At 43.2% G+C, this 26,352-nt stretch carries 24 protein-coding genes; 17 read left to right on the forward strand and 7 right to left on the reverse strand.

The genetic code is table 11. The annotated features are described in order from the left end of the window. Nucleotides 1-41: 41 nt before the first annotated feature. Nucleotides 42-947 carry an ornithine carbamoyltransferase gene (argF, locus tag ACMXYW_RS04765; protein WP_415905408.1) on the reverse strand — a complete coding sequence of 302 codons (906 nt, stop codon included), beginning with the start codon at nt 945-947 and terminating at the stop codon, nt 42-44. Beyond that, complete coding sequence (locus tag ACMXYW_RS04770; RefSeq protein ID WP_415905410.1) at nt 944-2,182, reverse strand: aspartate aminotransferase family protein; 1,239 nt, start codon at nt 2,180-2,182, stop codon at nt 944-946. The genes argF and ACMXYW_RS04770 overlap by 4 nt, the downstream gene beginning before the upstream one ends. 296 nt (nt 2,183-2,478) lie before the next feature. Here ACMXYW_RS04770 and grxD point away from each other — a divergent pair, with 296 nt between their 5' ends. Further along, a complete protein-coding gene (grxD, locus tag ACMXYW_RS04775; RefSeq protein WP_415900451.1) occupies nt 2,479-2,817 on the forward strand; it encodes a Grx4 family monothiol glutaredoxin in 339 nt (112 codons plus the stop codon). A gap of 90 nt (nt 2,818-2,907) precedes the next feature. After that, a complete protein-coding gene (locus ACMXYW_RS04780; RefSeq protein ID WP_415905411.1) occupies nt 2,908-3,510 on the forward strand; it encodes a peroxiredoxin in 603 nt (200 codons plus the stop codon). Between the two features lie 80 nt (nt 3,511-3,590). Here the strand turns inward: ACMXYW_RS04780 and rnt are convergent, their stop codons facing one another. Beyond that, nucleotides 3,591-4,217 carry a ribonuclease T gene (rnt, locus tag ACMXYW_RS04785; RefSeq protein ID WP_415896197.1) on the reverse strand — a complete coding sequence of 209 codons (627 nt, stop codon included), beginning with the start codon at nt 4,215-4,217 and terminating at the stop codon, nt 3,591-3,593. A gap of 312 nt (nt 4,218-4,529) precedes the next feature. Here rnt and ACMXYW_RS04790 point away from each other — a divergent pair, with 312 nt between their 5' ends. The 3 genes from ACMXYW_RS04790 to ACMXYW_RS04800 all read left to right on the forward strand — a co-directional run bounded on the left by ACMXYW_RS04790 (nt 4,530) and on the right by ACMXYW_RS04800 (nt 8,449). Then, the gene (locus ACMXYW_RS04790) at nt 4,530-5,327 is read left to right on the forward strand and encodes a flagellar protein MotY (RefSeq protein WP_415905412.1); all 798 of its coding nucleotides are present in this window, start codon (nt 4,530-4,532) and stop codon (nt 5,325-5,327) included. A 150-nt stretch (nt 5,328-5,477) separates the two neighbouring features. Further along, entirely contained in the window at nt 5,478-6,704 is a 1,227-nt protein-coding gene (locus tag ACMXYW_RS04795) for an argininosuccinate synthase (RefSeq protein WP_415892134.1), read from the forward strand. Between the two features lie 131 nt (nt 6,705-6,835). After that, nucleotides 6,836-8,449 carry a tetratricopeptide repeat protein gene (locus tag ACMXYW_RS04800; RefSeq protein WP_415905413.1) on the forward strand — a complete coding sequence of 538 codons (1,614 nt, stop codon included), beginning with the start codon at nt 6,836-6,838 and terminating at the stop codon, nt 8,447-8,449. A gap of 8 nt (nt 8,450-8,457) precedes the next feature. Here ACMXYW_RS04800 and ACMXYW_RS04805 read toward each other — a convergent pair whose 3' ends face one another. After that, nucleotides 8,458-8,838 carry a hypothetical protein gene (locus ACMXYW_RS04805; protein WP_415905414.1) on the reverse strand — a complete coding sequence of 127 codons (381 nt, stop codon included), beginning with the start codon at nt 8,836-8,838 and terminating at the stop codon, nt 8,458-8,460. A 76-nt stretch (nt 8,839-8,914) separates the two neighbouring features. Between ACMXYW_RS04805 and ACMXYW_RS04810 the strand changes: the two genes are divergently transcribed. The 11 genes from ACMXYW_RS04810 to ACMXYW_RS04860 all read left to right on the forward strand — a co-directional run bounded on the left by ACMXYW_RS04810 (nt 8,915) and on the right by ACMXYW_RS04860 (nt 23,261). Beyond that, entirely contained in the window at nt 8,915-11,035 is a 2,121-nt protein-coding gene (locus ACMXYW_RS04810; protein ID WP_415905415.1) for a type I secretion system permease/ATPase, read from the forward strand. A gap of 4 nt (nt 11,036-11,039) precedes the next feature. After that, nucleotides 11,040-12,359: an HlyD family type I secretion periplasmic adaptor subunit gene (locus tag ACMXYW_RS04815; RefSeq protein WP_415905416.1), complete on the forward strand. Its 1,320-nt coding sequence runs from the start codon at nt 11,040-11,042 to the stop codon at nt 12,357-12,359. Between the two features lie 215 nt (nt 12,360-12,574). Continuing rightward, entirely contained in the window at nt 12,575-13,225 is a 651-nt protein-coding gene (locus tag ACMXYW_RS04820) for a helix-turn-helix domain-containing protein (protein ID WP_415905417.1), read from the forward strand. A gap of 58 nt (nt 13,226-13,283) precedes the next feature. After that, entirely contained in the window at nt 13,284-14,648 is a 1,365-nt protein-coding gene (locus ACMXYW_RS04825) for a TolC family outer membrane protein (protein ID WP_415905418.1), read from the forward strand. 105 nt (nt 14,649-14,753) lie between these two features. Beyond that, nucleotides 14,754-15,788, forward strand: a complete 1,035-nt coding sequence (locus tag ACMXYW_RS04830) for a hydroxymethylglutaryl-CoA reductase (RefSeq protein WP_415905419.1) — start codon at nt 14,754-14,756, stop codon at nt 15,786-15,788. After that, entirely contained in the window at nt 15,788-16,816 is a 1,029-nt protein-coding gene (gene fni, locus ACMXYW_RS04835; protein WP_415905420.1) for a type 2 isopentenyl-diphosphate Delta-isomerase, read from the forward strand. The genes ACMXYW_RS04830 and fni overlap by 1 nt, the downstream gene beginning before the upstream one ends. 15 nt (nt 16,817-16,831) lie before the next feature. Continuing rightward, complete coding sequence (locus tag ACMXYW_RS04840; RefSeq protein ID WP_415905421.1) at nt 16,832-17,998, forward strand: hydroxymethylglutaryl-CoA synthase; 1,167 nt, start codon at nt 16,832-16,834, stop codon at nt 17,996-17,998. Continuing rightward, on the forward strand, nt 17,998-18,993 hold the full coding sequence (locus tag ACMXYW_RS04845) for a mevalonate kinase (protein ID WP_415905422.1): 996 nt from the start codon (nt 17,998-18,000) through the stop codon (nt 18,991-18,993). The genes ACMXYW_RS04840 and ACMXYW_RS04845 overlap by 1 nt, the downstream gene beginning before the upstream one ends. After that, nucleotides 18,977-19,909: a mevalonate kinase gene (gene mvk / locus ACMXYW_RS04850; RefSeq protein ID WP_415905423.1), complete on the forward strand. Its 933-nt coding sequence runs from the start codon at nt 18,977-18,979 to the stop codon at nt 19,907-19,909. Before ACMXYW_RS04845 ends, mvk begins: the two co-directional genes overlap by 17 nt. Next, nucleotides 19,896-20,897 carry a diphosphomevalonate decarboxylase gene (mvaD, locus tag ACMXYW_RS04855; protein WP_415905424.1) on the forward strand — a complete coding sequence of 334 codons (1,002 nt, stop codon included), beginning with the start codon at nt 19,896-19,898 and terminating at the stop codon, nt 20,895-20,897. Before mvk ends, mvaD begins: the two co-directional genes overlap by 14 nt. Nucleotides 20,898-20,903: 6 nt before the next feature. Next, nucleotides 20,904-23,261, forward strand: a complete 2,358-nt coding sequence (locus tag ACMXYW_RS04860) for a DNA polymerase II (RefSeq protein WP_415905425.1) — start codon at nt 20,904-20,906, stop codon at nt 23,259-23,261. An 8-nt stretch (nt 23,262-23,269) separates the two neighbouring features. Here the strand turns inward: ACMXYW_RS04860 and ACMXYW_RS04865 are convergent, their stop codons facing one another. Beyond that, nucleotides 23,270-23,479: a hypothetical protein gene (locus tag ACMXYW_RS04865; protein WP_415896638.1), complete on the reverse strand. Its 210-nt coding sequence runs from the start codon at nt 23,477-23,479 to the stop codon at nt 23,270-23,272. Between the two features lie 242 nt (nt 23,480-23,721). Between ACMXYW_RS04865 and ACMXYW_RS04870 the strand changes: the two genes are divergently transcribed. Continuing rightward, entirely contained in the window at nt 23,722-24,198 is a 477-nt protein-coding gene (locus tag ACMXYW_RS04870; RefSeq protein WP_415905426.1) for an SRPBCC family protein, read from the forward strand. 67 nt (nt 24,199-24,265) lie between these two features. Here the strand turns inward: ACMXYW_RS04870 and ACMXYW_RS04875 are convergent, their stop codons facing one another. Both ACMXYW_RS04875 and ACMXYW_RS04880 read right to left on the reverse strand, forming a co-directional pair. Next, entirely contained in the window at nt 24,266-24,934 is a 669-nt protein-coding gene (locus tag ACMXYW_RS04875) for a LutC/YkgG family protein (RefSeq protein WP_415905427.1), read from the reverse strand. 1 nt (nt 24,935) lies between these two features. Further along, nucleotides 24,936-26,348 (reverse strand): LutB/LldF family L-lactate oxidation iron-sulfur protein, encoded by a 1,413-nt coding sequence (locus tag ACMXYW_RS04880; RefSeq protein ID WP_415905428.1) that lies wholly within the window; start codon nt 26,346-26,348, stop codon nt 24,936-24,938. Nucleotides 26,349-26,352 lie beyond the last annotated feature (4 nt).

Consider the following 26,352-nt stretch of genomic DNA (forward strand, 5'->3'; position numbering starts at 1 on the left):
CAGGTAAGCAGTAAATTCACTGCTTACCTGTTGTCGGATTGCTATTTTACAAGAAGAAACTCTAGCAGAGCTTTTTGTGCGTGAAGGCGGTTTTCTGCCTCATCGAAGACAACTGAGCGCGGATCTTCAAGCATATCGACACTGATCTCTTCGCCACGATGAGCTGGAAGGCAGTGCATGAATAGAGCGTCTTTATTGGCTTTATCCATCAATTCCGGAGAAACCTGGAAGCCTGCGAATTTTTCTTCGCGCTCTTTTTGTTCCTCTTCCTGACCCATAGATGCCCAAACATCAGTTACAATTAGGTCGCTACCAGTTACTGCTTCCTCTGGAGAGCGAGTAATAAATACGCGATCTTTATTGGTTTCGACTAGATCCATATCTGGGTCGAAGCCTTCTGGGCAAGCGATATTCAGTTTGAAATCAAACTGGCGTGCTGCATTGATATAGGAGTGGCACATGTTGTTGCCATCACCGATCCAAGTCACCGTTTTGCCTTGAATATCGCCGCGATGTTCGAAGTAAGTCTGCATATCAGCCAGTAACTGGCACGGGTGATATTCATCAGTTAGAGCGTTGATTACCGGTACAGAGGAATTGGCAGCAAACTCTTCTACAAGCTGGTGGCTGAATGTGCGGATCATAACCACATCAACCATGCTTGAGATTACTTTAGCGCTGTCGCTGATCGGTTCACCACGGCCAAGCTGGGTATCACGAGGCGATAGGAACATCGCATGACCACCAAACTGTGCCATACCGGCTTCAAAAGAAACACGGGTACGAGTCGATGATTTTTCAAAAATCATCGACATCACTTTATTTTTTAGCGGTTCGTAAACTTCACCGCGATTGCGAATCGCCTTCAGCTCACTCGCGCGTTTAACTAGAGTGCGTAGTTCTTCAGGAGATAAATCGAGTAGGGTTAAAAAGTGTCTTGTACTCATTGTTCTCTACGTTCGTCTGCAGGGCTCGAGTCTTGGCTGATTGGATCGCGCTCATCAGCCGCATATACGCGAATAATTTGAGATAGCGTGTTAACTAATAGATCAGCTTCGCTATCTGTCATGGTTAATGGTGGTAGTAGGCGTACTACTTTACCGCCACCAGTAATGTTAAGAAGAATACCTTTTATCTTTGAAAGAACGGCTAATTCAGTACCTGCTTCACTGAGCTGGATTGCGATCAATAGGCCTTTGTTGCGAATCTCTTCTACATAATCAGTATGGCCAAGCTGTTCTTCTAAACCTGAAGTAATACGGTTGCCTAATTCAGTTGCACGATCACATAGGTTTTCATCGATGATTGTATTCACAACAGCTAATGCTGCTGCACAAGAAAGCGGGTTGCCACCGTAAGTGGAGCCGTGAGTGCCGGCGATCAAAATGCCAGCTGCTTTGCCGCTTGCTAGGCAGGCACCAATTGGAACGCCATTACCCAACCCTTTAGCTGTAGTTACTACGTCCGGCAAAATATCGTTATGCTGGTAAGCAAAGTATTTACCAGAACGGCCATTACCTGTTTGAACCTCGTCTAACATTAATAGCCATTCGTTAGCATCACAGATATCACGTAACTGATTAAGGTAATCATCAGCCGGTATATTGATACCTGCTTCGCCTTGAATCGGTTCGGCAAGAATTGCAACTATATTAGGGTTGTTGGCTGCAATTGTTTTGATGGCTTCGATATCGTTGAAAGGTGCGCGTACAAAGCCGCTTACTAGAGGCTCAAAGCCTGCTTGAGCTGCGCGGTTACCGGTTGCGCTTAATGTAGCCATCGTGCGACCGTGGAAAGAGTTTTCCATAACGATGATTGCAGGATTTTCGATGTTGCGAACGACATGACCGTAACGGCGAGCAAGCTTAATCGCTGCTTCATTTGCCTCAGCACCTGAGTTACCGAAAAAAACATTATCCATGCCGGAAATGTTAGTTAGGCGGTCGGCAAGTTGCTGCTGATTTGGAATGGTATACAGATTAGACGTATGCAATAGGTTGCTAGCTTGATCGCAAATCGCATGAGTCACTGCTGGGTGCGAGTGGCCCAGACCGCATACAGCTATACCGCTTAACGCATCAAGGTATTTATTTCCGTCAGTATCATACAACCAGCTGCCTTCTCCGCGTTCGAACGCTACGGACAACCGGTTGTAGGTAGTCATAATCGATTCTACAGCCATTATTTTTATCTTCCCTACAACGCAAAAAGGCAGCCAAAGCTGCCATTTAAAGGACGAATAATAGGCAGCTTTGTGGTTTTTCGCAACCGTTTTGCTGGATAAATTTGTGTTGTCTAGGCAAATGGATGATTGACCTTGTGTGAGTTGCTTCGAATGGCTAATTAATTTTTTTTATTAACTCTATAAAGAAAAGCAAATATACATTGTCAGAGTAAAATGGTCGGATATGTGGTACATTGTTCACCACAGCACAAAACGGTTGTGCATCCTACATAAAGTATTTTATAGGTGTATGAATGAGCGTAATTGATACCATCAAAGAGCAGATTGAAGGTAATGACATTCTTCTTTACATGAAGGGAACACCTCGTTTCCCTCAGTGTGGCTTCTCTTCACGTGCTTCAGAAGCTGTGATGGCTTGTGGTGAGCGTTTTGCTTTTGTAAATATTCTGGAAAATCCAGAGATCCGTGCAGAACTACCAAAATATGCAAACTGGCCAACATTCCCTCAGCTTTGGGTTAAAGGTGAGTTGATTGGTGGTTGTGACATTATTTGTGAGATGTCAGAAAACGGTGAACTAGCTGAAGTGATCAAAGAAGCAGCAGCGGGTTCAGAAGAGCAAAGCGCAGAGTAATTTAGATAGATTATTGCTTGATTTTGTAGCGGTCTTTTCTATCATAAAAAACCTAAACGCTAGATAGCATTTTAATGGAGAAATAGCACAATGGGCGTACTTGTAGGCAAACAGGCTCCTGACTTTACAGCACCAGCAGTACTAGGTAACGGCGAAATCGTTGACGCTTTTACACTGTCTGAAGCAACTAAAGGCAAAAAAGCGGTAGTATTCTTCTACCCACTGGACTTCACATTCGTTTGTCCTTCTGAGCTGTTAGCTTTTGATCACCGTATCGAAGAGTTCAAAAAGCGTAACGTTGAAGTGATCGGTGTTTCTATCGATTCTCACTTCTCTCACAACGCATGGCGTAACACGCCGGTAAACGAAGGCGGTATCGGTGCAGTAAACTACACGCTAGTTGCAGATATGACTCACAGCATCTGCCAGTCTTACGATGTTGAATCTGAAGGCGGTGTTGCTTTCCGTGGTTCTTTCCTTATCGACGAAGACGGTCTAGTACGTCATCAAGTTGTTAACGATCTACCACTAGGTCGTAACGTTGATGAAATGCTTCGTATGGTTGATGCACTTGCATTCCACCAAGAGCACGGCGAAGTTTGCCCAGCTGGTTGGAACCAAGGTGATAAAGGTATGGATGCATCTCCAGAAGGTGTTGCTAAGTACCTATCTGAAGAAGCAGACAATCTGTAATCTTCTGCAATCTTATTGCTAATAAAAAACCCGCTAAATAGCGGGTTTTTTTGTGTCTGGATATTGGTGATTACATGGAATTATTCGTAATCATCATATTGAGCAACCATGTCCCATCCGCCAAGCTCTTTCCAGCGGTTTACGATAATGCAAAATAGCTCTGCTGTTTTCATCGTGTCGTAAAGTGCGGAGTGCGCCTGCTTACCATCAAACTCGATACCTGCAACTTGGCAAGCTTTCGCAAGAACAGTTTGGCCAAATGCTAGTCCTGCCAGTGTGGCTGTGTCGAAAGTTGAGAAAGGGTGGAATGGATTGCGTTTTATATCTTCTCGATTTGAAGCAGCATTTACAAAGCTTTGATCGAAAGATGCGTTATGGCCAACTAAAACAGCGCGTTTGCAATCGTGCGCTTTAAGCGATTTGCGAACAGCGCGGAAGATTTCTTCTAGTGCTTCTCTTTCAGGCACCGCTTCACGATCTGGATCGTAGGGATCGATGCCAGTGAAATCCAAGGCGGATTGTTCAAGGTTTGCGCCTTCAAAAGGTTCTACTTGAGCTTCGAAGCTTTTGTCGATAATGAGAAAGCCGTTTTCATCCATAGTCAGAGTGACGGCTGCGATTTCAAGTAGCGCGTCGGTGCGGGCATTGAAGCCAGCTGTTTCAACATCGACTACGACAGGTAGAAAACCGCGAAAACGGTTTGCCATTGGGTGTTTTGTGGCGCTATGGTTGTTCAATGGATGCCCTTACTTTGGTAGAGGGTTGCCTTTAAATTTCGCAATATTCTAGCAGCGGAAGTGCAGTCACTCCAATCGTCTACTCAAGAATATTTTAAATTGGCCGTAATAATACAAATACTTATATAGCTTTATCATTAAAATTGCTGGTGCCCCTTATTATTAGATATTCTGAGGGTATAATTTTAGTGGTTCCGTAATTGGTTTGATGGCGGTTTTATTGTGCTTATTCGCGTATTTTCATTGTTGTGTTTAACTGTGCTTTCGTTGCAGGTGCATGCTGTGACATTTCGCAGTTCCATCGATGATTCGAAATGGGAGCTTGAGGCTTCTAAATTTACGTGTCTCCTAAGTCAGGTAATTCCTTCTTTTGGCAATGCCGTGTTTGAACATGAAGCGGGTGAATCGGTTCGCTTTATGCTTAAACCCACCGAAACAATTCACTTCCAAAAAGGTGGTAAGTTGGTTGCTGAGGCAGCTCCTTGGCAGCCAGGGATAGTGCCTAAATATATTGCAGCGGTGAAAGCTGAAGAGAGAACCGGTCATATTAAGGTAGAGCCTAAGCACGCTCAGAATATGTTGGCTGCTCTGTATAAGGGAATGATGCCGACGTTTACTACGGATGAATGGTATGGAACTAGTGAATCATTACGTGTCTCTGTATCGGCGGTGAATTTCCAATCTGCCTACGATGATTATGTTGCTTGTACTGCCGGGCTGCTGCCGGTTAATTATCGTCAGGTGGCACGAACTGCAATTTTGTTCCCTTCAGCTCAGTGGCGTTTATCCGATGCATCGAGGGAGCGATTGGATCTGATCGCACTCTACGTTAAAAATGATGACGCAGTTAAAGGCGTTTATGTTGACGGCCATTCCGACAACATGGGGCGTAGATTGATGAACCGAGATATTTCCAAGCGACGCGCGGAGGAAGTGACTGCATATTTGATCAGTTTAGGCTTGGAGCCAACTATGATTACGACTCGTTATCATGGTGAACGTTATCCGGTGGTTGAAAATAATAGTCGCAAAAACCGAGATCGTAACCGTCGAGTCACTATTCGTTTGGAAAAAGATTAGTCGATCTACATTGCCATTAATTCCTTTCTATTAATTTGCCCTGCGGCAGATGCGTTGCAGGGTAAAGTTCTGCTATAATACCGCGCTTAATTTGAATATCCCTTTCGGCCCGTGTCGGGGCGAATATTGTTCGCAAGTTGGAGCTTGAGAATGTCCGAGATCAAAAAGGTCGTTCTGGCCTATTCCGGTGGATTAGATACGTCTGTTATCGTTCGCTGGTTGCAAGATGAATACAATGCCGAAGTAGTTACATTCACTGCTGACTTAGGTCAGGGTGAAGAGGTAGAGCCTGCACGTGCTAAAGCTGAAGCTTTGGGTGTAAAAGAGATTTACATCGAAGATCTACGCGAAGAGTTTGTTCGTGACTTTGTATTCCCAATGTTCCGTGCGAACACAATTTATGAAGGTGAGTACCTTCTAGGTACATCTATTGCTCGCCCACTAATTGCTAAGCGCTTGATTGAAATCGCTAACGAGACGGGTGCTGATGCAATCTCTCACGGTGCGACTGGTAAAGGTAATGACCAGATTCGTTTTGAGCTAGGTGCCTACGCGCTTAAGCCAGGTGTTCATGTTATCGCGCCATGGCGTGAGTGGGATCTAACTTCCCGTGAAACGCTTATGAAATACTGTGAAGATCACAATATCGAAGTTGATTTTGCTAGCAGTAAGAAAAAATCTCCATACTCAATGGATGCTAACCTTCTTCACATCTCTTACGAAGGCGATATCCTTGAAGATCCATGGCAGGAAGCTGAAGAAGATATGTGGCGTTGGTCTGTATCTCCTGAGCAGGCTCCGGATGAAGCAACTTACCTTGAATTGACTTATGAAAAGGGTGACATCGTTGCGATCAACGGTGAAAAAATGAGCCCAGCGACTGTTCTTGAATACCTGAACAAAGTAGGTGGTGAGAATGGTGTAGGTCGTCTAGATATCGTAGAAAACCGCTTCGTAGGCATGAAGTCTCGTGGTTGTTACGAAACTCCTGGTGGCACGATTATGCTTAAAGCGCACCGCGCTATTGAGTCGATTACACTAGATCGCGAAGCTGCTCACCTTAAAGATGAGTTGATGCCTCGTTACGCTAAAGTTATCTACAACGGTTTCTGGTGGTCAGAAGAGCGTAAGATGCTTCAGAAAATGATCGACGAGTCTCAGCAAGTAGTAAACGGTGATGTTCGCCTTAAGCTATATAAAGGTAACGTTATTGTTGTTGGTCGTCGTTCTGATGACAGTTTGTTCGATGAGAATATCGCAACATTCGAAGATGATGCTGGTTCTTACGATCAGAAAGATGCAGCAGGCTTTATCAAGCTAAACGCATTGCGTATGCGTATTGCAGCAGGTAAAGGAAGAAGCTTTTTAGACGATTAATATGTCTAAATGCTGATAAAAAACCCCGTAGTGACCCTGCGGGGTTTTTTATTGTGCCATAGATGGCCTAAACTTTGATAATGGTCTGATTTATATGCTACTTTTGCTGTTATCTAAACTACGCAGAACCTATGGAAATCAACTACTCAGGAAAGTCTGCTTTAATCGTAGACAGTAAGCTCGACGATCTCGGGGCGTTACGCCAAATCCTGGGGCGTATGGGCGTGGGACAAGTTCAAGTTGCTTCCTCGGTAAATATGGCTTTAAGCCTGATGCGTGAGTTAACTTTTGATCTTTGCTTTGCAGCTTACGATATGGGCAAAGGTGAAAAAAATGGTCTGCAGCTTCTGCATGAGGCTAATGCAGAGGTTATCCTTCCTGAAGCGAGTACCTATTTCCTTATAGTTGATCCTGAAAGTTCTGAGCTGCTTTTTGGTTCTTTAGAAAACTCTCCTGATACTTATATCTCGAAACCGTTTGATCAAGGCAAAGTTCGTCATCGCTTAGAAAAGCAGCTGCGGATTAAAGAGGCGATCAGGCCGATCGAACAGTTGTTGGATGAAGAGCACTATGAAGAAGTGCTTGAGAAAGGCCGGGCACTTGTTAACCATTACCCTGGCTTAAATATATTCCTTCAACGAGTGAATGGTATCGCTCTTTTAAGAATGAAGCGTTTTACTCAAGCCAAAGAGCTTTTTATGGGGCTAACGAGTAAACGTGACCTTCCTTGGGCTGAAGTTGGGAAGGGAATTGCTCACTTCAACCTTGGTGAATATGACGATGCCCTGCATTGTCTTAATCGTATTGTGGATCAGCAACATGTGTGTGTAGAAGCATATACCTGGTTGGCACGAATTTATCGGGTTAAAGGCGAGCTGAGTCGAGCCGTTACGCTGATGCGCAAAGCTGTCATGATTCAGCCTACGGTGCCTGAGTTGCAGAGCGAATTGGCTGATTTAGCTTCCCAAACGGGTGAGTGGGACATTGCTAAAGATGCATATCAGCAAGCCGTTCGTTATGCCCGTTATTCTGTTTTTCAGACCCCATCTCACTATTTTGGTTTAGTTAGATCTCTTATTCAGGCTAATAAAACAAAATTGTCTGAAATTGAAACGGATGTTGTTCGAATCTTGGAGGATGTTGTTCTTGATCATCCAGATGATCAAGAGGTTATGTTTAGGGCGAAATTGATTAATTGTGATCTCTATCGTCAGGAATCATCCTCATCTCGTAAGCGTTTAGAGCAGATGTTGCAACAAACCTTAAATTTCTTCTTGCGAATGGATGTTGATAATCAGTGCAAATGGTTGGATGTTTTAGTCGATGCTGTTCATGGTTGTGAAATAGAAGAGGAGGTTCAGCTTAAGCGTAAAGACCTTAATCGTGTGATGGTGGAGAAAGATTGGGGTAAGGCTAATTATGCAGCTATGAGTAGTTTCAGGGGCGGTGATTTAGATCGAGCATTTTTAATGTTTGGTCGAGCTAATGAGTTGTTACCAAGTCATACGGGTATTGCACTTAATTTGGTCCAAGCGGGTATTGAAAAAGCGAAGAGGGGGCAGAATGCACTGTGGATCTTGTTATCTGTTCGAGATGTTTTGGCGACTATCTCTTATGGAGCGTTATCTGAAAAGCAGCAACAGCGTTATTCTGCACTTGCTGAACGTTTCGCTGAGCAATACAACCAATTAAATCACTTCAAGAAAGAAGAGGATGAAGATCCATTATTAAGCCAAGAGCTTTAAATGCTTGTTTATAAGGTTTCATCGTCTTCTATAAGGAAAGAGTGAGACTTTTCTTCGTGTTGTTCAGGCTCCCCTTCTCCGCGGTTAATATTACGCGCAAGTTTACGGCCTAAAAGTTTCTTTTGTGCCATTGGTGGAAGGTCGGTAAACAAAATAAGGTTCTTGTTAATAAGGACGTCTACCAAATCTTCAAAAATACGAGCTACGGCCATATCAGACTGTTGAAGGAATTCCTCTGCAGAAAATTCTTCATCGTTAATGGATAGGAAATCCATTACTTCCTTGTTTTTTATATCAACCGCTTCAGCACCTGCTTGAGGAGTTTCTGAAAGACTTACAATTCGGCCTTCTTTATTGCGTATGGCGTATAACATATTGATTTGATACATTTGATGACTAATTGATAGTCATACTATATATCGTTTTTTTGAGTTTTTCTCTCAAATAAGGTTAAGGTTTAGGTTAATGGAAGCGGTTCAAGACCCTTTGCTCGGTTGTTTGGTTCATCTTAGTAAGCAAAATCATAAGCCTTTCTCTCCTGAGGTACTGTGTGAAGGCTTACCATTAGTCGATCACAAGTTAACTCCTAAATTGTTTCTTCGTGCTGCAAAACGAGCTGGGTTTACAGCTCAAATACTGCGGCGCGAGCTATCTGATATATCCCCTCTTGTACTACCAGCGGTATTGATCCTCGAAAATGATCAAGCTTGCGTTCTTCAAGAGATAGATCATAAATCTGGAATGGCGGTAATTATTCAGCCAGAAAGTGGAGGTGTGCATGATTTATCGATAGATGAACTTGCTGAATCTTATAAAAATCATGCTATTTTCGTTAGGTTAGAATACCGATTTCAACAGCAAGTATCGAAGTTGTTGGAAGGCCATCAAGGGCATTGGTTCTGGGGGACAATCAAACGTTCTACCGCGATTTATCGAGATGTATTGATCGCATCCTTTTTAATTAACTTGTTTGTGATTGCAAACCCTCTTTTTGTGATGAATGTCTATGATCGCGTAGTTCCAAATAATGCGATAGAGACGTTATGGGTTTTAGCGATAGGTGTCGCTGTCGTATATCTATTTGATTTTTCGCTTAAAATGCTTAGATCTTACTTTCTTGAGATTGCTGGTAAAAAAGGGGATGTAATTCTATCTGCCTTGCTTTTCGAAAAGGTTTTATCGCTCAAGTATAGTGCTCTTCCTGCTTCTGTTGGTTCTTTTGCTAGTAATTTACGTGAGTTTGAAAGCATTAAGAGCTTTTTAAGCTCAACTACAAATGTAGTATTTATAGATTTACCTTTTGCTGTGCTTTTCTTGGTCGTTATTGGCTTTATTGGTGGGCCTATTGTAATAGTTCCACTGGTGACAATACCTTTAATTATTTTAGTGTCGTTTATTGTACGGCCGTATTTAAAAGAGGCAGTTGAAAAAACATTCGCTTCTAATTCTCAAAAAAACTCAACTCTAATTGAAAGCCTTACGGCAATGGAAACTGTTAAAACTCAGAGAGCAAGCTCCTCTCTTCAATTGGGTTGGGAGCAAGCTGTTGGTTATATTGCTAAGTGGAGTTTACGTTCACGGATGCTATCAGCGTCAGTAGTGAATTTTGCATCATTGGCTCAACAGTTGACATCGGTTGGTATCATCATTACTGGGGTGTATTTGATTAGTGAAAGGGAGTTGACCATGGGGGCCTTGATTGCCTGTGTGATGCTTTCAGGGCGGGCGATAGGCCCGATGAGCCAGGTTGCTAATCTTGTAATTTCTTATCATCAAGCAGCTACTGCTTTGAAGGGGCTTAATGAAATAATGGAATTGCCTTCTGAGCGTAGCGAGGAACAGCAGTTTATTCATCGTGATAAATTAGAAGGGGCTATTGAGTTTAAAGATGTAAGTTTTGCTTACCCAGGGGAAGAGCATAAAGCCTTGGATCGTGTTTCTTTTAATATAAAACCCGGTGAAAGTGTTGCCTTAATAGGAAGGATCGGATCAGGTAAATCAACGATCGAGAAATTGGTATTAGGTTTATATGATGCTGGAGAAGGTTGCGTACGGATTGACGGGATTGATATTAATCAGATAGATCCGGTCGATTTGCGAAGGAATTTTGGTTATATGCCACAGGATATTATGCTGTTCGCGGGGAGCGTTCGCGACAATATCGTAATAGGGAGCCCTCAGACTGAAGATGATCGTCTTGTAGAGGTGGCAAAACTCACGGGTGTTTCCGATATGGTGAATCGACACCCTCAAGGGTTTGATATGAAAGTTGGGGAGCGAGGTGCAGCATTGTCTGGTGGGCAAAGGCAGACGGTTGCAGTGGCTCGTTCTCTTATTCATGATCCTAATATTCTTATTCTTGATGAACCTACAGCTTCAATGGATAACTCGTCTGAAGAGCAAATAAAGTCCATGCTTAAAACATATGCAAAGGATAAAACAATGTTGGTAGTTACCCATAAAATGTCTTTGCTAAGTTTGGTAGATAGAATAATTGTTATGGATTCTGGGCGTATTGTTGCGGATGGTCCCAAAGATGCAGTTCTAGATGCTTTAAAGCAAGGCCGTTTGCAGGTTCAGAGGTAACGTTATGGCTCAAGCTAAAAAAGACTTACAATATATGTCTAGTGTAAGCGAGGCGATGGCAGAGCAAACCCCTAAAGGAGCTAGTGCTTTACTATGGTCGATGCTTATTTTTGTTGTTTTTGCCATCGCTTGGGCTAATTGGGCTGAGTTAGATGAAATTACGCGTGGGGATGGTGAAATTATCCCGTCAAGCCAACTGCAAGTTATCGAGACGTTAGAGGGTGGCGCGCTATCAGAAATCCTTGTTCGAGAGGGTGATGTTGTTGAAAAGGGCCAAGTTCTATTGCGAATTGACGATATACGTTTCTCTAGTTCTTTAAAAGAAAATGAAGTTAGGCAATATGAGTTAATAGCAAAAGCTGTGCGATTGCAGGCAGAGGCAGATAATAAAGAGTTTTTGCCCCCTACAAATTTCCCTGCTGAATATATGAGTATGCTTGATCAGGAGAAAAGTTTATTTTTGACTCGTAAGGCGGAAATGTCAGCTGCTCTTGGGGGATTAGAGCAACAAGTTGAACAAAGAAAGCAGGAATTAAAGGCAGCTAAATCTCAAGAGGGGCAACTAGTCAGAAGTTATGGTCTTTTAAAGCGAGAATTAGACATTACCCGCCCCTTATTGAAGGATGGTGTGATTTCGGAGGTTGAATTTCTTCGGTTAAAGAGACAATTAAATGATCTTTGGGGTGAATTATCAGGGGTTCGATTAAATATTCCTCGGATTGAATCTACTTTGCAGGAAACTAAGCAGAATCTTGATGGTGCTGAATTACAATTTAGAAATGAAGCCCGAAGAGAACTTAATGAAGTGGTTGCTGAAAGTGCCCGGATAAAACAGGCATTAACGGGTATGAATGATCGGATAAATCGAGCTGAAGTTAAAGCACCAGTTAAAGGTACAGTTAAGCAGCTACTGGTTAATACTGTTGAGGGAGTGGTTCAGCCTGGGGATGAATTATTAAATATTATCCCTTGGGAAGATAAGCTACTAGTAGAAGCTAGAATTAGACCGTCTGATATAGCTAATATTTCTCCAGGCCAGGCGGCGATAATTAAAGTATCAGCTTATGACTTTTCAATTTATGGTGGGGTTGGTGCTTCAGTTATATTCGTAAGTCCTAGTACTATCTTAGACGAGGAAGGGGAAAGTTATTATTTGGTTCGTTTAGAAACGGATGAGCCTTTTTTAGGAACAGCTGAGGCAGAATTGCCTCTAATTGCAGGGATGACTGTGAGTGTGGATATTCTTACAGGTAAGAAAACTGTAATGGATTACATACTGAAACCAGTGCTTAAAGCTAAAAATAAAGCACTGACAGAGCGATAGAGAGTATGACTACAAGCGTTAATGTAAAGTTATAGAGTAATGCTTGCTATTTGACCCTATAGAATTTATGGTTTTTTTGGTTTTTTTTGTATTAGCCTTACAAAGAATATAAAAACAAAAATCGTTAATCTTCAAAAACTTGTAGCTCTTGGTTAGAAGATATACTATTGTGCGCCGCGGTCACAAGACATGGTCTTGTTCTTCGGTGCAGCGGAATGGATATTATGAAGTTGTTTTTTTTAGGGAACCGACCGAAAGTTTTGGAACGATGGTTTGAATTGCTAGTAGATTGGCAACCAGAAGTTATCGCTTGTTCTGAAATTTCATCTAAACTTGTGGAAGTAAAGAATAGTATTTTATTGCTTCATTTAAGTTCGGTTGATGAAAAGGATGCTCAATTAATATTCAGATTTAAAAAGGATAATCCGGAGTGTATTTTGATTGTGTGTACTGATGTGCCAAACGAAAGTGAGGGTATTCAAGTATTACAATCTGGTGCGAACGGATATACCAACACGTATGTTACAGGGTCACTGCTAACAGAAGTGGTGAAAACTGTACTCCGTGGTGATATTTGGGCAGGTCCAGAGCTTCTTCAAAAGTTACTTAAAAGGCTTTTAGGAGATATGCCTGCTACAGATAGGAAAGTGGACACCGCAGAGTCTGTAGATTGTTTTAAAGGATTAAGTAGTCGTGAGCAAGACGTGCTTTCTGTATTAACGACAGGAGCAAGTAATAAGGAAATTGCTCGAGAGCTTGATATAACAGAGCGGACAGTTAAGGCTCATCTGAGTTCTATATTTAAGAAAACAGGTGCTAATGATAGAGTCTCACTAGTTCTTATGGTTGGAAAGCAATCATCGTAATCTGCACTGATTAGATCAAGGAAAGACTACGAACTATTTATAATTAGGGGCGGATATTATGTTCAGGTCAGTATTTACAGGGGTGCTACTAGGAGCTGTTAGCACGGTAGCATATTCCACATCACTTGAAAGCGTTGTGGCGGAAGGATTAACAAACAGTCCTGAAGTACAGAGAGCTATCAACGCGAGAAATGCAGTATATCAAGAGGTTCGTCAAGCCAAGGCTGGTTATCTTCCGAGTGTCGATTTGGAAGCTGGTATTGGTTATGAGTGGACTAATAATACCACTACGCGTGCAAATGGGGATGATGTTGAGCTTACCCGTGGAGAGGCGCGTTTAAGTATCAGGCAAATGCTATTTGATGGCTTTGCTACTTCTAGTGAAGTAAAGCGTCAAAAAGCCCGTTCAATTTCTGCTGATAAGCGTTTAATAGAGTCGGCAGAGACTTATGCACTAGATGCAGCTAGAGCCTATATTGAATTAAACCGCCGAACCGTTTTATTACAGCAAGCAAAAGAAAACTTATTTAACCACGTAAAAATTTACGATCAGATTAAACGTCGTTCTGAATCAGGTATGGGGGCTTTGGCTTCAATTCAGCAAGCAGAAGGGCGTTTGGCGTTGGCTGAAGTTAACACGCTTGCGGCTGAAAATAACTTGTTGGATGCTAGGGCAAATTACCAACGTGTTACTGGTTTGATGGCTCCTGAGGAACTTGTATATCCTGAAATGGTTAATGTTACAATTCCAGAATCTTTGGATGAAGCAACCGAAGCTGCACTGAGTAATCACCCGACATTACAAGTAGCTGAAGCTGACACCGAAGCAGCAGTAGCGCAATATAATGCAGCAAAACGTAATTATTATCCTCGAGTAGATTTTGAAGTTGATCGTACTTGGAATAATAATTTAGATGGTGTTGAAGGTGTAAACGAAGATCTGACGGCTATGTTCCGTTTGCGCTATAACTTGTATAACGGTGGTGCCGATCAAGCTCGTGTTCGTCAGACTCAGCACCAGATTGAAGAGGCAAGATCGATACAAGGTCAAAGCCATCGTGAAGTACTCCAAAGTATCGAATTGTCGTGGAATGCATATAGTATTCTGTCCAGACAGTTACCTTTCCTTGAACAACACGTAGCTTCGAGCCAGGAAACTCGCAATTCTTATCAGAAACAGTTCAATATTGGTCAGCGTTCTTTGCTTGATTTGTTGGATACAGAAAACGAAGTATTTTCTTCTAAAAATGATCTGACAAACGCGCTTCATGATCAGCTTGTTTCTCAATACCGAGTTGTGAATGGTATGGGAACTTTGTTAGATACGTTGAACTTGTCTTTACCGGAGCCTAATTTAGGTGATGTTGAGGTCGAGCAATCGGTAGAAAAACAGGTGGAAAAAGAAGAAGAGACTGCCTCCTAAGGAAAACGTTGAAAAGGGCTGGTGAAGTTAATTAAAATTAGCCCTCAACCTTATTTTAAAAGGGTTGCCATTGGCAGCCCTTTTTCTTTTGCATAAAGAGATATCATGAAATCTCATAAAATCAGTCAAGCTCCGATCCCTATGCGTAATGTGGGTCCTATCAAAATTACAGGACCTGTATTAGATGAAAAAATTAGCGTGCCCCTAGCTACCTATGAAACGCCTTTATGGCCATCTGTCGGCCGTGGCGCAAGGGTTTCTGCATTGACTGATGGCATCAGAACGACGGTGATTGATGAGCGAATGAGTCGATCTATTCTGCTTGAAGCGGATGATGCAACTGAAGCGATGCTTGCTCTAAATTCGATTAAATCTCGTATGAATGATATCAATGAAGTGGTTGCTCAGAGTAGTCGTTTTGCCAAACTTATTGATATGAATAGCCAGATCGTGGCTAATTTGATCTATCTACGCTTGGAATTTACAACGGGTGATGCATCTGGTCACAACATGGTGACAAACGCAGCAGATAAGATTATTCCTTGGATATTGTCTGAATATCCGCAGCTTCGTTATTCATCTATCTCTGGTAACTATTGCTCAGATAAAAAAGCGACAGCTGTTAACGGTATCCTCGGCCGCGGAAAATATGTGGTAACCGAGATTTTAATACCGCGTGATATTTGTGAAAGGCGCTTAAAAACAACGCCTGAAAAAATGGTTGATCTTAATATTAAGAAAAACCTTATTGGGACTATGGTTGCAGGTGGCCTGCGCAGTGCTAATGCTCATTATGCCAATATGCTTTTAGCCTTTTACCTGGCCACTGGTCAAGATGCAGCGAACATTATCGAAGGTTCTCAGGGTATAGTGCACGCTGAAGTACGTGGTGATGATCTTTATTTCTCTTGTACTTTGCCTAACCTTATTATGGGGTCTGTTGGTAATGGTAAAGGGATTGATTTTGTTGAAGATAACTTGGCAGCGCTAGGTTGTAAGGAAGATAGAGAACCGGGTGAGAATGCGCAACGTCTAGCTGCTATTTGTGCTGCAACCGTTTTATGTGGCGAGTTATCTTTGCTAGCTGCTCAGACAAATCCCGGTGAGCTGATGGAAGCTCACTTAAAGCTGGAGCGCTAATGTCGGATCTGACTAATGATCGAAAGCTTGAACATATAAGAGCTATAGAAAATGATCCATCAACGGATCGAGCTGGAAGATACTTTGATCGCATACATTTAATGCATCGTGGTTTACCTGAGATCGCTTTGAACGATGTTGATAGCTCATGTGAATTTTTAGGTTATCAGCTAAGTTTTCCTTTGTTGATATCCTCAATGACAGGTGGTGATCATCAGTTAGTAAAGCAGATTAATCATAATTTAGCGAAAGCAGCTCAGGCAACGGGTGTTGCTATGGCCGTTGGTTCGCAACGCGTTATGTTTACATCTCCTGAAGCTAAAGAAAGCTTCGCTTTGAGAGAATTGGCTCCTGATGTACCTCTTATTGGAAATATTGGCGCTGTTCAACTGAACTACGGCGTTGATATCGAGCATGCGCAACAAGCTATAGATTGTCTAGGTGCCGATGCTTTGTATCTTCACCTCAATCCTCTACAAGAAGCGGTACAACCTGAAGGGGATACTGATTTCTCCAATCTTGCTGAGAAGATCGAAGCCCTTGTGGCAGAACTTGATGTGCCTGTGTTGCTAAAAGAGGTTGGGAGTGGTTTGTCTCCTGCCGATATTGAGCTAGGTCTAAAAGCGGGTATAACAACCTTCGATCTAGCAGGTACAGGCGGCACATCTTGGAGTCGAATTGAACACCATCGCAGAAAAGACGCGAGTAATATTGGCCTTAAATTCCAAGATTGGGGATTGCCGACCCCTGTAGCCTTGAAAATGGCTAGCCCATATCGCGATGTTGCCACATTAGTTGCAAGTGGTGGCTTAAGAGATGGGATTGATATGGTTAAATCTGTTATACTCGGCGCCTCTTTATGTGGCATGGCAGGTCCGCTGTTAAAACCAGCAATGGAATCTGCTGATGCAGTTATAGAAGAAATAGAAAAAATAAAAGCAGAGTTCAGAACAGCCATGTTTCTGCTAGGTGTCCGGGATATAGCATCTTTATCTAATAACCGGGCCCTTGTTTTAGACGAGAGTTAGGATCGAGACCCAAGAATGTCAGTTGGTATTGACGAAATCAGTTTCTATACATCCAATTATTATCTGGATTTAAGAACACTGGCGAATGTTCAGCAAATTGAGTCAGAAAAATATTATCAGGGAATAGGCCAAGAGAAGATGTCTATGGCGGCACCTGATGAAGATGTAGTGACTATGGCTGCAAATGCTGCCTATCCGTTAATTGAAAGGGTAGGCACTGATTCAATTAGTACGTTGCTTTTTGCTACAGAAACGGGTGTGGACCAGTCTAAGGCTGCAGGCGTGTATGTGCATAGATTGTTAGGATTGAATTCTAACTGCCGTGTTGTTGAGTTAAAGCAGGCATGTTACAGCGCAACAGCTGCTATTCAAATGGCGTGTGCGTTAGTTGCTCGACAGCCAGAAAAAAAGGTTTTGGTCATTGCGTCAGACATTGCTCGATATGACCTTGATACCTCTGGAGAGGCTACCCAAGGTTGTGGTGCAGTCGCTATTTTGATCTCAGCAAACCCCCGCCTAATCGAAATTGATCCAGAAGTTGGCAATCATACAGAAGATGTGATGGATTTCTGGCGACCGAATTACCGCACAACTGCGCTTGTTGATGGTAAATACTCCACCAAGATATACCTTAAATCGCTGAAAAAAGCGTGGGAGAACTTTGTAGAAGTTAGCTCTCTTGCGTTTAGTGATTTCTCTCACTTTTGCTATCACTTGCCGTTTAGCCGCATGGCGGAAAAAGCGCATAAACATCTAGCAAAGGTAAACAAAGTAGGCCTTTCTTTAGAGCAAATTGAAGAACAGGTTGAAGAAACACTGTATTACAACCGTATTATTGGTAACAGCTATACAGCTTCGATGTATATCGGTTTGACCTCTTTGCTTGAAAACTGCAAAGAAAATTTGGCTGGTAATAAAGTTGGTTTCTTTAGTTATGGCTCTGGTTGCGTTGCCGAGTTTTTCTCTGGCACGGTAGTGTCGGGTTATGAAAAGTGTCTGCACACTCTAAACCATAAAGCTATGTTAGATGCTCGCCAAGAAGTGAGCTATGACGAATATCTGAATCTGTATCGCCACCCAGATCCTCGAGATGGTGAACATCATGATATTCCTGCTGCAACTACCGGGCGTTTCCGTTTGGCTGCGATCAGCGGTCACAAGCGAGAATACGTTAGCTGTTAATGAAGGCAATAGCCCCAGGGAAACTAATACTGAGTGGTGAGCACTCAGTTGTTTATGGGGCTCCAGCCATTGCTATGGCCGTTACATCCTCTGTAATGGCTTCTTATTCTCCTACCGCAAGTCTGAATTTATCTATCTCTTCTGAGGTTTTTGGTAGCTTTTCTAAGAATATAGCCACATTTAAATTCTTTTCCGAACAGCTTGATCAGCGTTTTAATCTGTTTTTACAAAGAAAGCTTGCTGTTTCAGATGTGCTCTCGTCGCCTTCAGATCTGCTGTTTTATACCTTGTCGCAGCTTGGTTTTGATCAGCCCGGTCAGATCTCTATAGCGAGTGCTATTCCCGCAGGTGCTGGTATGGGGTCTTCTGCTGCAGTGATTGCAGCATTGCTAAAGTTGGCTGAAGCTGCTTCTCAGCAAGCATTGACTAAACGGGAGTTCTTCAAGTTAGTTCGCCACTGTGAGAGATTGCAGCATGGCCGTGGTAGTGCGATAGATGCTGCTGCGACGACTTTCGGAGGAGTTGTTAAAGTTCAAAATGATCATGTAACTCTATTGCCTGAAAAAATAGGAGATAACTGGTTTATCTGGAATAGCGGTTCACCTAAATCTTCAACGGGTGAAACTGTTTCGGCTGTACGTGAGTCATTTGAGTTTTCAACAATTTGGCAGCATTTTGAACAAGTTACGCAGGATTTTGAGCGAATAATCTATTCTTCAGATGATCAGCAGAAACTAGACCTCATACAAGAAAATCAGCGCCTATTACAACAGATTGGCATTGTGCCCCAAGCGGTTGCAGATATGATTCTACGTATAGAGTCGCTGGGGGGAAGTGCTAAGGTTTGTGGTGCTGGTAGTAGTTCTGGAGATACAGGTGGTTTGGTATTGGTCTATGCCCCGAAAGGTAATGCTTCAGAGATCGCTAGTCGTTTAAATCTCCATCTACAGCCTTTAAAAATCAGTTATCAAGGAGCGTATGTTGAATCGGATTAAAGTGACTGTGCCTGGCAGTATTATGCTGATGGGTGAACACGCAGTGCTTTTTGGTCATAAGGCATTAGCTTGTGCTGTGGATAAATATATACGCATAGAGCTTGAGCCTATCTCAACACGAGAAGTGCTGATTGACTCTGCACTAGCCCAATACCAAAGCCCGTTGTCAGATTTGGTTGCAGATGACAGGTTGAGTTTTGTGCTGGCTGCCCTTGCAATGTATGCGGAGCGCTTGCCTTCAGGTATTAAAATTACGATTCGTTCAGAGTTTTCTCATACCGTTGGTCTGGGTTCTTCAGCCGCGGTCACTGCTGGTGTGGTCGCTGCACTCGCATCTTTTGTAAACGATGAAACGGATCTAGATAGCTTATTCGATCGTTCACTGGCAGTTGTTCATGACGTACAAAATGGGCGAGGCTCAGGAACTGATCTTGTGGCTAGTATCTTTGGTTCGATTGTTTCTTATCGAGTTAAGCCAAGGGAGATCAAAGCACTGTCAGCGCTACCCGACATATCGCTTTACTACGCGGGCTATAAAACCAAAACACCAGATGTATTGAAGCATGTAGAGGATTTAGCGAGATATTCCCCTGAACTTTATCAACAGATCTATCAGCTAATGGGGTCGGTAACGGATAATGCTGAAAAGGAAATTGCTAAACAAGATTGGCAGCAGCTTGGTCAATTAATGAATAATTACCAAGGTTTAATGGACGCATTAGGTGTAGCAGATAAAGCGATTTGCGATATTGTGTACACGCTTCGCCAGAGCAAGCATATTAAAGGTGCTAAAATTTCAGGTTCGGGCCTTGGGGATTGTGTGATTGCACTTGGTTCGGATCCAGATCTATCTATAGCTTACGAACAAATTCCGGTCTCAGTTTCGGCACAAGGGGTTAGCATTGAGCATTACTAAGCAGAGTGTAGTGGCATCGTTTCTTCCAGAGAAAACTATGCCGGGTAAGACAGCTGAAGCGTTTGCGCCAAGTAATATTGCCTTGTGTAAGTATTGGGGGAAACGTGATGTTGAGCTTAACCTACCTATCAATGCTTCATTATCCATTTCGCTAGGTGAGCTAGGTAGCCGAACTAAAATCACGCCTTCAGATGCTTGTGATCAGGTCTATCTAAATGGCGAGCTACAGAGTGAGGGCTCCTCCTTTGCTAGGAAAGTCATTGCGTTTATTGATCTTTTTCGTCGAGACTTGGAGCAACCGGTTAAGGTAGAAACAAATAATAATATCCCAACAGCGGCGGGGCTTGCCTCTTCGGCTTCCGGTTTTGCTGCACTGATGTTGGCGATTAACGACTTTTATCGTTTCGATCTTGATCAGAAAGTCCTGTCGGCATTTGCTCGAATTGGTAGTGGCAGTGCATCGCGCTCAATCTACCAAGGGTTTGTTGAATGGTCCAAAGGTGAACAAGAAGACGGCATGGATAGCTGTGCTGAGCCTTTAGCGGTTAATTGGCCAGGGTTTAGAATTGGTTTGTTAAAAGTTGCAACAGGTGCCAAAAAAATCGATTCTCGTTCTGGTATGCAGCGTACAGTTGAGTCGGCTGATCTATATCAGTCTTGGCCTGCACAGGCTGAGAAGGATCTGAATACAATTAAGCATGCTATAGCTGAACAAAATATGAGTTTGTTAGGCCAAACAGCTGAGCAAAATGCTCTGTCCATGCATGCAACAATGATTGCTTCATGGCCGCCGCTTTTATATTGGCAACCTGAATCTGTTGCGGCTATGCATCGTGTCTGGGAGTTAAGAGCGTTGGGCGTAGAAATTTATCTTACGATGGATGCTGGCCCTAACCTTAAACTTTTGTTTGAAGCGCAAAATGAAGCTGCGGTTCGCGAGGCTTTCCCAGAGTTAACCGATATGGATCTGGTCGCGCCCTTTGGTTAAGTGAGTATGCCTACTCATCATGATCATTCAGACCAGAGCTCTTCAGCATTCATTCTGACTCGAAATCAGCACGACACTCGCGAGGGTATCGTGCTGACTTATTGGGTTTGTTCTGAACAAAATGCTTTTCCGATTTCTATTACTCAGCAAGAGGCGGTGCTTTTTGTTCTTGATGAACAAGTTTCTCGCGTAAAAACCTTACTTGGTCATCTCCGAGATTGGCGTATCAATAAAGTTGATCTGACTGATCTGCAGTATCGTGGTGTTACCGCTATATACAGCCAAACTTTAAAAACCTATCGCCAAATTCAAGAGTTACTGCATCTGCATAATATTGTCATGATGGAAGATGATATACGTCATGCAGATCGCTACCTGATGGAGCGGTTTATTCAAGGTGGTGTACAAATTAGCCATGTGAGTGAACAGGTCCGTTTAAAGCCTGATACGTATACGCCAAATTTACGCATACTTTCTATTGATTTAGAAACGACAATGAAAGCGGACAATATCTTATCCGCTGCATTCTATGCTGATGACTTTCAATTGGTATTGATGCAGGGGGAAGGTGAAGATAGTGATGGGCTTGAATATGTTACTGATGAAAAGGCCTTGTTACAGCGCTTTATTCAAGTGGTAGCGGAATATGACCCCGATGCGTTTATTGGTTGGAATGTAGTTGGCTTTGATTTTCGGGTACTACAAAAACGTGCTGAAGCACTCCGTATTCCGCTTGTTCTAGGACGTGACCAACTGCCTTTGAAACTGCATGAGTCGGCTCAGGGTAAGCTTTTCGTGCGTATGGCAGGGCGGATCGTATTAGATGGTATTGATACTCTTAAAGGTGCAACTTATCAGTTTGAAAGCTTTGCTTTAGAAAATGTTGCTCGGGAGATGCTAGATCGAGGTAAGTTGATAGACCATGTCGATGATCGTGGCGGTGAAATACAACGGTTGTTTAGAGAAGACAAAGAAGCTTTGGCCCGTTATAACCTAGAAGATTGCCGATTGGTTTGGGAGATATTTGAGCATGCGGATCTGATTAATTACCTTCTTGAACGTGCACGTCTAACAGGGCTCGCTCTTGATAAAGTAGGAGGCTCAGCGGCAGCATTTGATAACCAATATCTCCCTCTATTGCATCGATCAGGCTATGTGGCACCGCAATATGCTTCAGGGATGTCAGGGCTTAGTGCGCCAGGTGGTTATGTAATGGATTCACGCCCGGGTCTATATAGACAGGTCTTGGTTTTAGATTTTAAAAGCCTGTACCCCAGTATTATTCGTACCTTTAAGATCGACCCTTATGGTTTGGCTGAAGGACTTAAAGAGGGAGCTGAGTCTGAAGATTTAGTGCCCGGTTTTAACCACGCAATATTTTCGCGTAGTAAAACGATTTTGCCTGAGCTGATCGAGAAGCTTTGGGCCGCGCGAGATCAAGCAAAGCAGTTAAAAAACGCGGCGTTATCTCAAGCAATAAAAATTATTATGAACTCCTTTTATGGTGTTTTAGGTTCGAATGTTTGCCGTTTTTTTGATCAACGCCTCTCAAGCTCAATTACCTTACGCGGACATGAAATCCTGACAAAAACGCGCGATCATATCGAATTAGAATTTGGTTTTAAGGTGATCTACGGTGATACCGATTCTGTTTTTGTCTGGTTGGGCGATGACTTTCCTGAAGAGCAAGCTAACAGTAAAGGTCGTGCTGTAGCTCAACACCTCAATCGCTGGTGGCGTGAAAATCTTCAAGAGCGTTTTGAGCTAGATAGTCAGTTAGAGATCGAGTACGAGACGCACTATTGTCGGTTTTTAATGCCGACCATGCGCCATTCAGATAAAGGCACCAAGAAGCGTTATGCAGGGCTTAAGCGTTCTGAGGATGGTTCGACCAAAATGGTGTTTAAAGGTCTAGAAAATGTCCGTACTGACTGGACGCCTTTGGCTCGTGAGCTTCAAGAGCAGCTTTATGAACGTATTTTCTTAGGTCAAGAGTGGCAGACGCTACTTAAATCAACCGTTGAAGCGTTGTTAGCAGGTAATTTAGATCACAAGCTTATCTATCGAAAGCGTATACGTCAGCGTTTGGATCAGTACTTGAAGAATAAACCTCCTCATGTCCAGGCTGGCTTGAAAGCTGAGTATGGATACCAAATAAAAGGTCAACCTAGTCCTTATCGGTCAGGCTCTTATATTGAATATATGATGACCGTTAATGGCGCAGAACCCATTGAATTTATGAGTTCGCCTTTAGATTATCAGCATTATTTAGATAAGCAGGTTAGGCCTGTGTGTGAGACGATCTTGCAGTTTCTAGATGAAGACTTTGATGATCTTACGGCGCCCCAGCATTCGCTTTTTTAGCGATGCTGTTAGGCTTTGACGTCTATTTGTGTGCCTAGCGGGCTTAGTGGATCGACTCTAAGTTTCCCCGGTGCGGTGACTTCCAATAGCTGCATCACTTGCTCACCCGTTTGTTCGATCTGATCTTTAGCCATCTCGGCTGATTTAACCGCATGAGTGGTTTGTGTCTGTTGCGTAGACATTGTTGTCGCTGCAGCAGTGATTTCATTGGCTTCCATAACATCTTCCTATTGTCCGATTACGACAGCTATCTGTAATCCGTTCACAGGTGTCGGTGCTTGATGAAAAATACTTACATTAATCTATCGGCTTGGATTGGTTTGGCTTTAGAGGATTTTAATCTATTTAGCTAATTAAGTACTTTTGGATAGGTTCTTAATGATAATGGTTATCAATAATTTCATGAGGCATGCTGGTAGTTCACTTAATATGTTGTGATAAATAAAAAGGAATAATAAAAATGCTAAAAAAGATTATGGGTGTAGTAGCGCTATCTTCGTTATTAGGTGCTGTAAACGTGTCTGCTGCGGGTAATATTGCGGTTGAAGAGTCAGTAAAGCTGAATGTAAAGCCATCTGCTGTATGGGCGCTTTTAGGGGATTATAACGGCTTGTATCGTTGGCACCCTGCGGTAGCTTCCAGTGACAGAGATAATAAAGTACGCGTACTGACATTGGGCAACGGTGCTCAAATTACTGAGACTTTATTGAGTAAGGATGAGGGTAAGCGTAGCTATCGCTATCAAATCGATAAATCGCCATTGCCTGTGTCTGATTATGAATCTGAAATTCAGGTTAAGTTAGATGGCCAAGGCGGCTCGATTGTTGTTTGGAGTTCTAGCTTTAATGCTGCAGGTGCGTCAGATGCAGAAGCGGAAAAAACAATTCGTGGCGTTTATCAAGCGGGCTTACAGAATTTAGATAAGCTATATAACTGAGATCTTGAGTGGCCATAGAACAAAAAAAGCCACCTAAGAAGGTGGCTAAAGCAATAAAGATATAGAGCTACATATCTTTAAGGATAAAGATCACGAGTACGCAAGGGCCATGAGCGCCCATTTGTAATTTTTGTCCGATGTCCGCGCTACGGGATGGGCCAGTAATCATATTCACCGTGCGCGGCATTTCATCAGGGTTCTGTTCACGGACCATCTGCCAAGCATCTTCGTAGCTACCGACGATCGTCGATTCGCGCAATAATACGAGATGGCAATCCGGTAGGAAATTCAATGTCGTCGGGCTCTCTGGACGGGAATACATCATCAGAGTGCCTGTTTCTGCGATACCTGTCATAGAGGTGGTTAAGCTTGCAACATCGCCAGATTGCGCAACACGCTGCTCGCGTTTGATATCGCCTAAGGCAGACCAATCGAGTTCGTTTAAGCACTCGTCGCTTGCACTAACGAGAGATTTGAAATCATGTTTATTCAGCCACTCAGCAACGGCAGCAGGTAGATCGCTCATTGAGTTAATGTCGATTAGCTCAGCTGCCGCACCGCTAGCCATATCTCTAAACAGTTGGATCTGACCCGCTTTATCAAGCTGGCTTCGTTTGGGGATGATAGTCGCTTTATGTGCGTTGATGCGACGTGTTGCTGCAGCTTTTTGTGCTGGTGTTGCTTCACCACGCTGTAAGCCACGGCGGATATTGCCCAGTATTTCTGCTTTGCTCATCTTATTTCTCCGCCTGTTTGTGGGCTTTCCATTGATCCATAAAGGTCTTGCCTTGAGGTGCTGGCATATCACGCCAATCTGTCCAGCCACCGGCTAGCGGCAATTTCTTGATGCGGCCTTTCTTACCAGCGAGTTTGTTCATAAACCAAGCGGAGCTTCTTGCTAACCAGCGGTATAGAGCAGGGCGTTTGGCAAAAAAGGCCCAGCCGGCGATACCAAATCTGACAGCTTTTGGTGTTAAGTGTTTTTCAAACTCTTTCTCTCGCCAGTGACGCATCAATTTTGGAAGCGGAATTCGTACAGGACATACTTCTTCACATTTACCACAGGATGTAGATGCGTTTGGCAGGTGCGCTGCTTTATCAATGCCGATCATCTTAGGAGTTAAAACAGAACCCATCGGGCCTGGGTAAACCCAACCGTAAGAGTGGCCACCAACAGCACCGTATACAGGGCAGTGGTTCATACAAGAAGAGCATCGGATACAGCGAAGCATATCTTGAAACTCTGTTCCGACCATCTCACTACGGCCGTTATCAACTAATACAACGTGGAAGTTCTCTGGGCCATCTTGATCTTCAGCGCGTTTCGGCCCTGTGGATAAGGTGTTGTATACCGTAAATTCCTGACCTGTCGCAGATCGAGCTAGCAGTCGAAGGAATAGGCTCATATCTTCCAGTGTAGGTACGACCTTCTCGATGGAAGTAATCACAATGTGAGTTTTTGGCAGGGTTTGAGTCAGATCGCCATTACCTTCGTTGGTCACGATGATGGTTGATCCAGTTTCTGCTACCAGGAAGTTAGCTCCAGTAAGCCCGACATCAGCACCTACGAATTCCTTTCGCAGTACTTCGCGAGCTTCCTTCATTAGCGCCTGTGGATCTTCTGTTTTAGGACGCTTGTGATGTTTGTGGAATGTCTCAGATACATCGCTAACATTCAGATGTATCGCCGGTGCAATAATATGGCTTGGATGATCATCACGAAGTTGTAGGATATATTCCCCCAAATCTGTCTCGACAGGGCGTACACCATTAGCTTCAAGGTATTCGTTCAGACCGGTTTCTTCCGAAACCATCGACTTACCTTTAGTGATGGTCTTTGCATTTACCTGTTTGCAAATATCGAGAATGGTTTGGTTGGCATCGTCACCTGTTCTGCACCAGTGAACATGACCACCATTTTTTACAACGTTATCTTCAAACTGTTCCAGATAGATATCTAGATTCTGAATGATGTGATTTTTCAGATCACGTGCTTCATCACGTAGATCTTCAAACTCCGGTAGGCGCTTGATGGCATTGGCGCGGTTAACAGGGAAACCATGTTTAAACTGACCTAGGGCTTCCTGAAGTTCGACATTATGCAGCGCTATACGAGCGTTTTCTTTAAATTCTGGGCTTTTAATATGCATCGTG

Source organism: Neptuniibacter sp. QD48_55, assembly GCF_047778115.1.
In the GTDB taxonomy this organism is placed as follows: domain Bacteria; phylum Pseudomonadota; class Gammaproteobacteria; order Pseudomonadales; family Balneatricaceae; genus Neptuniibacter.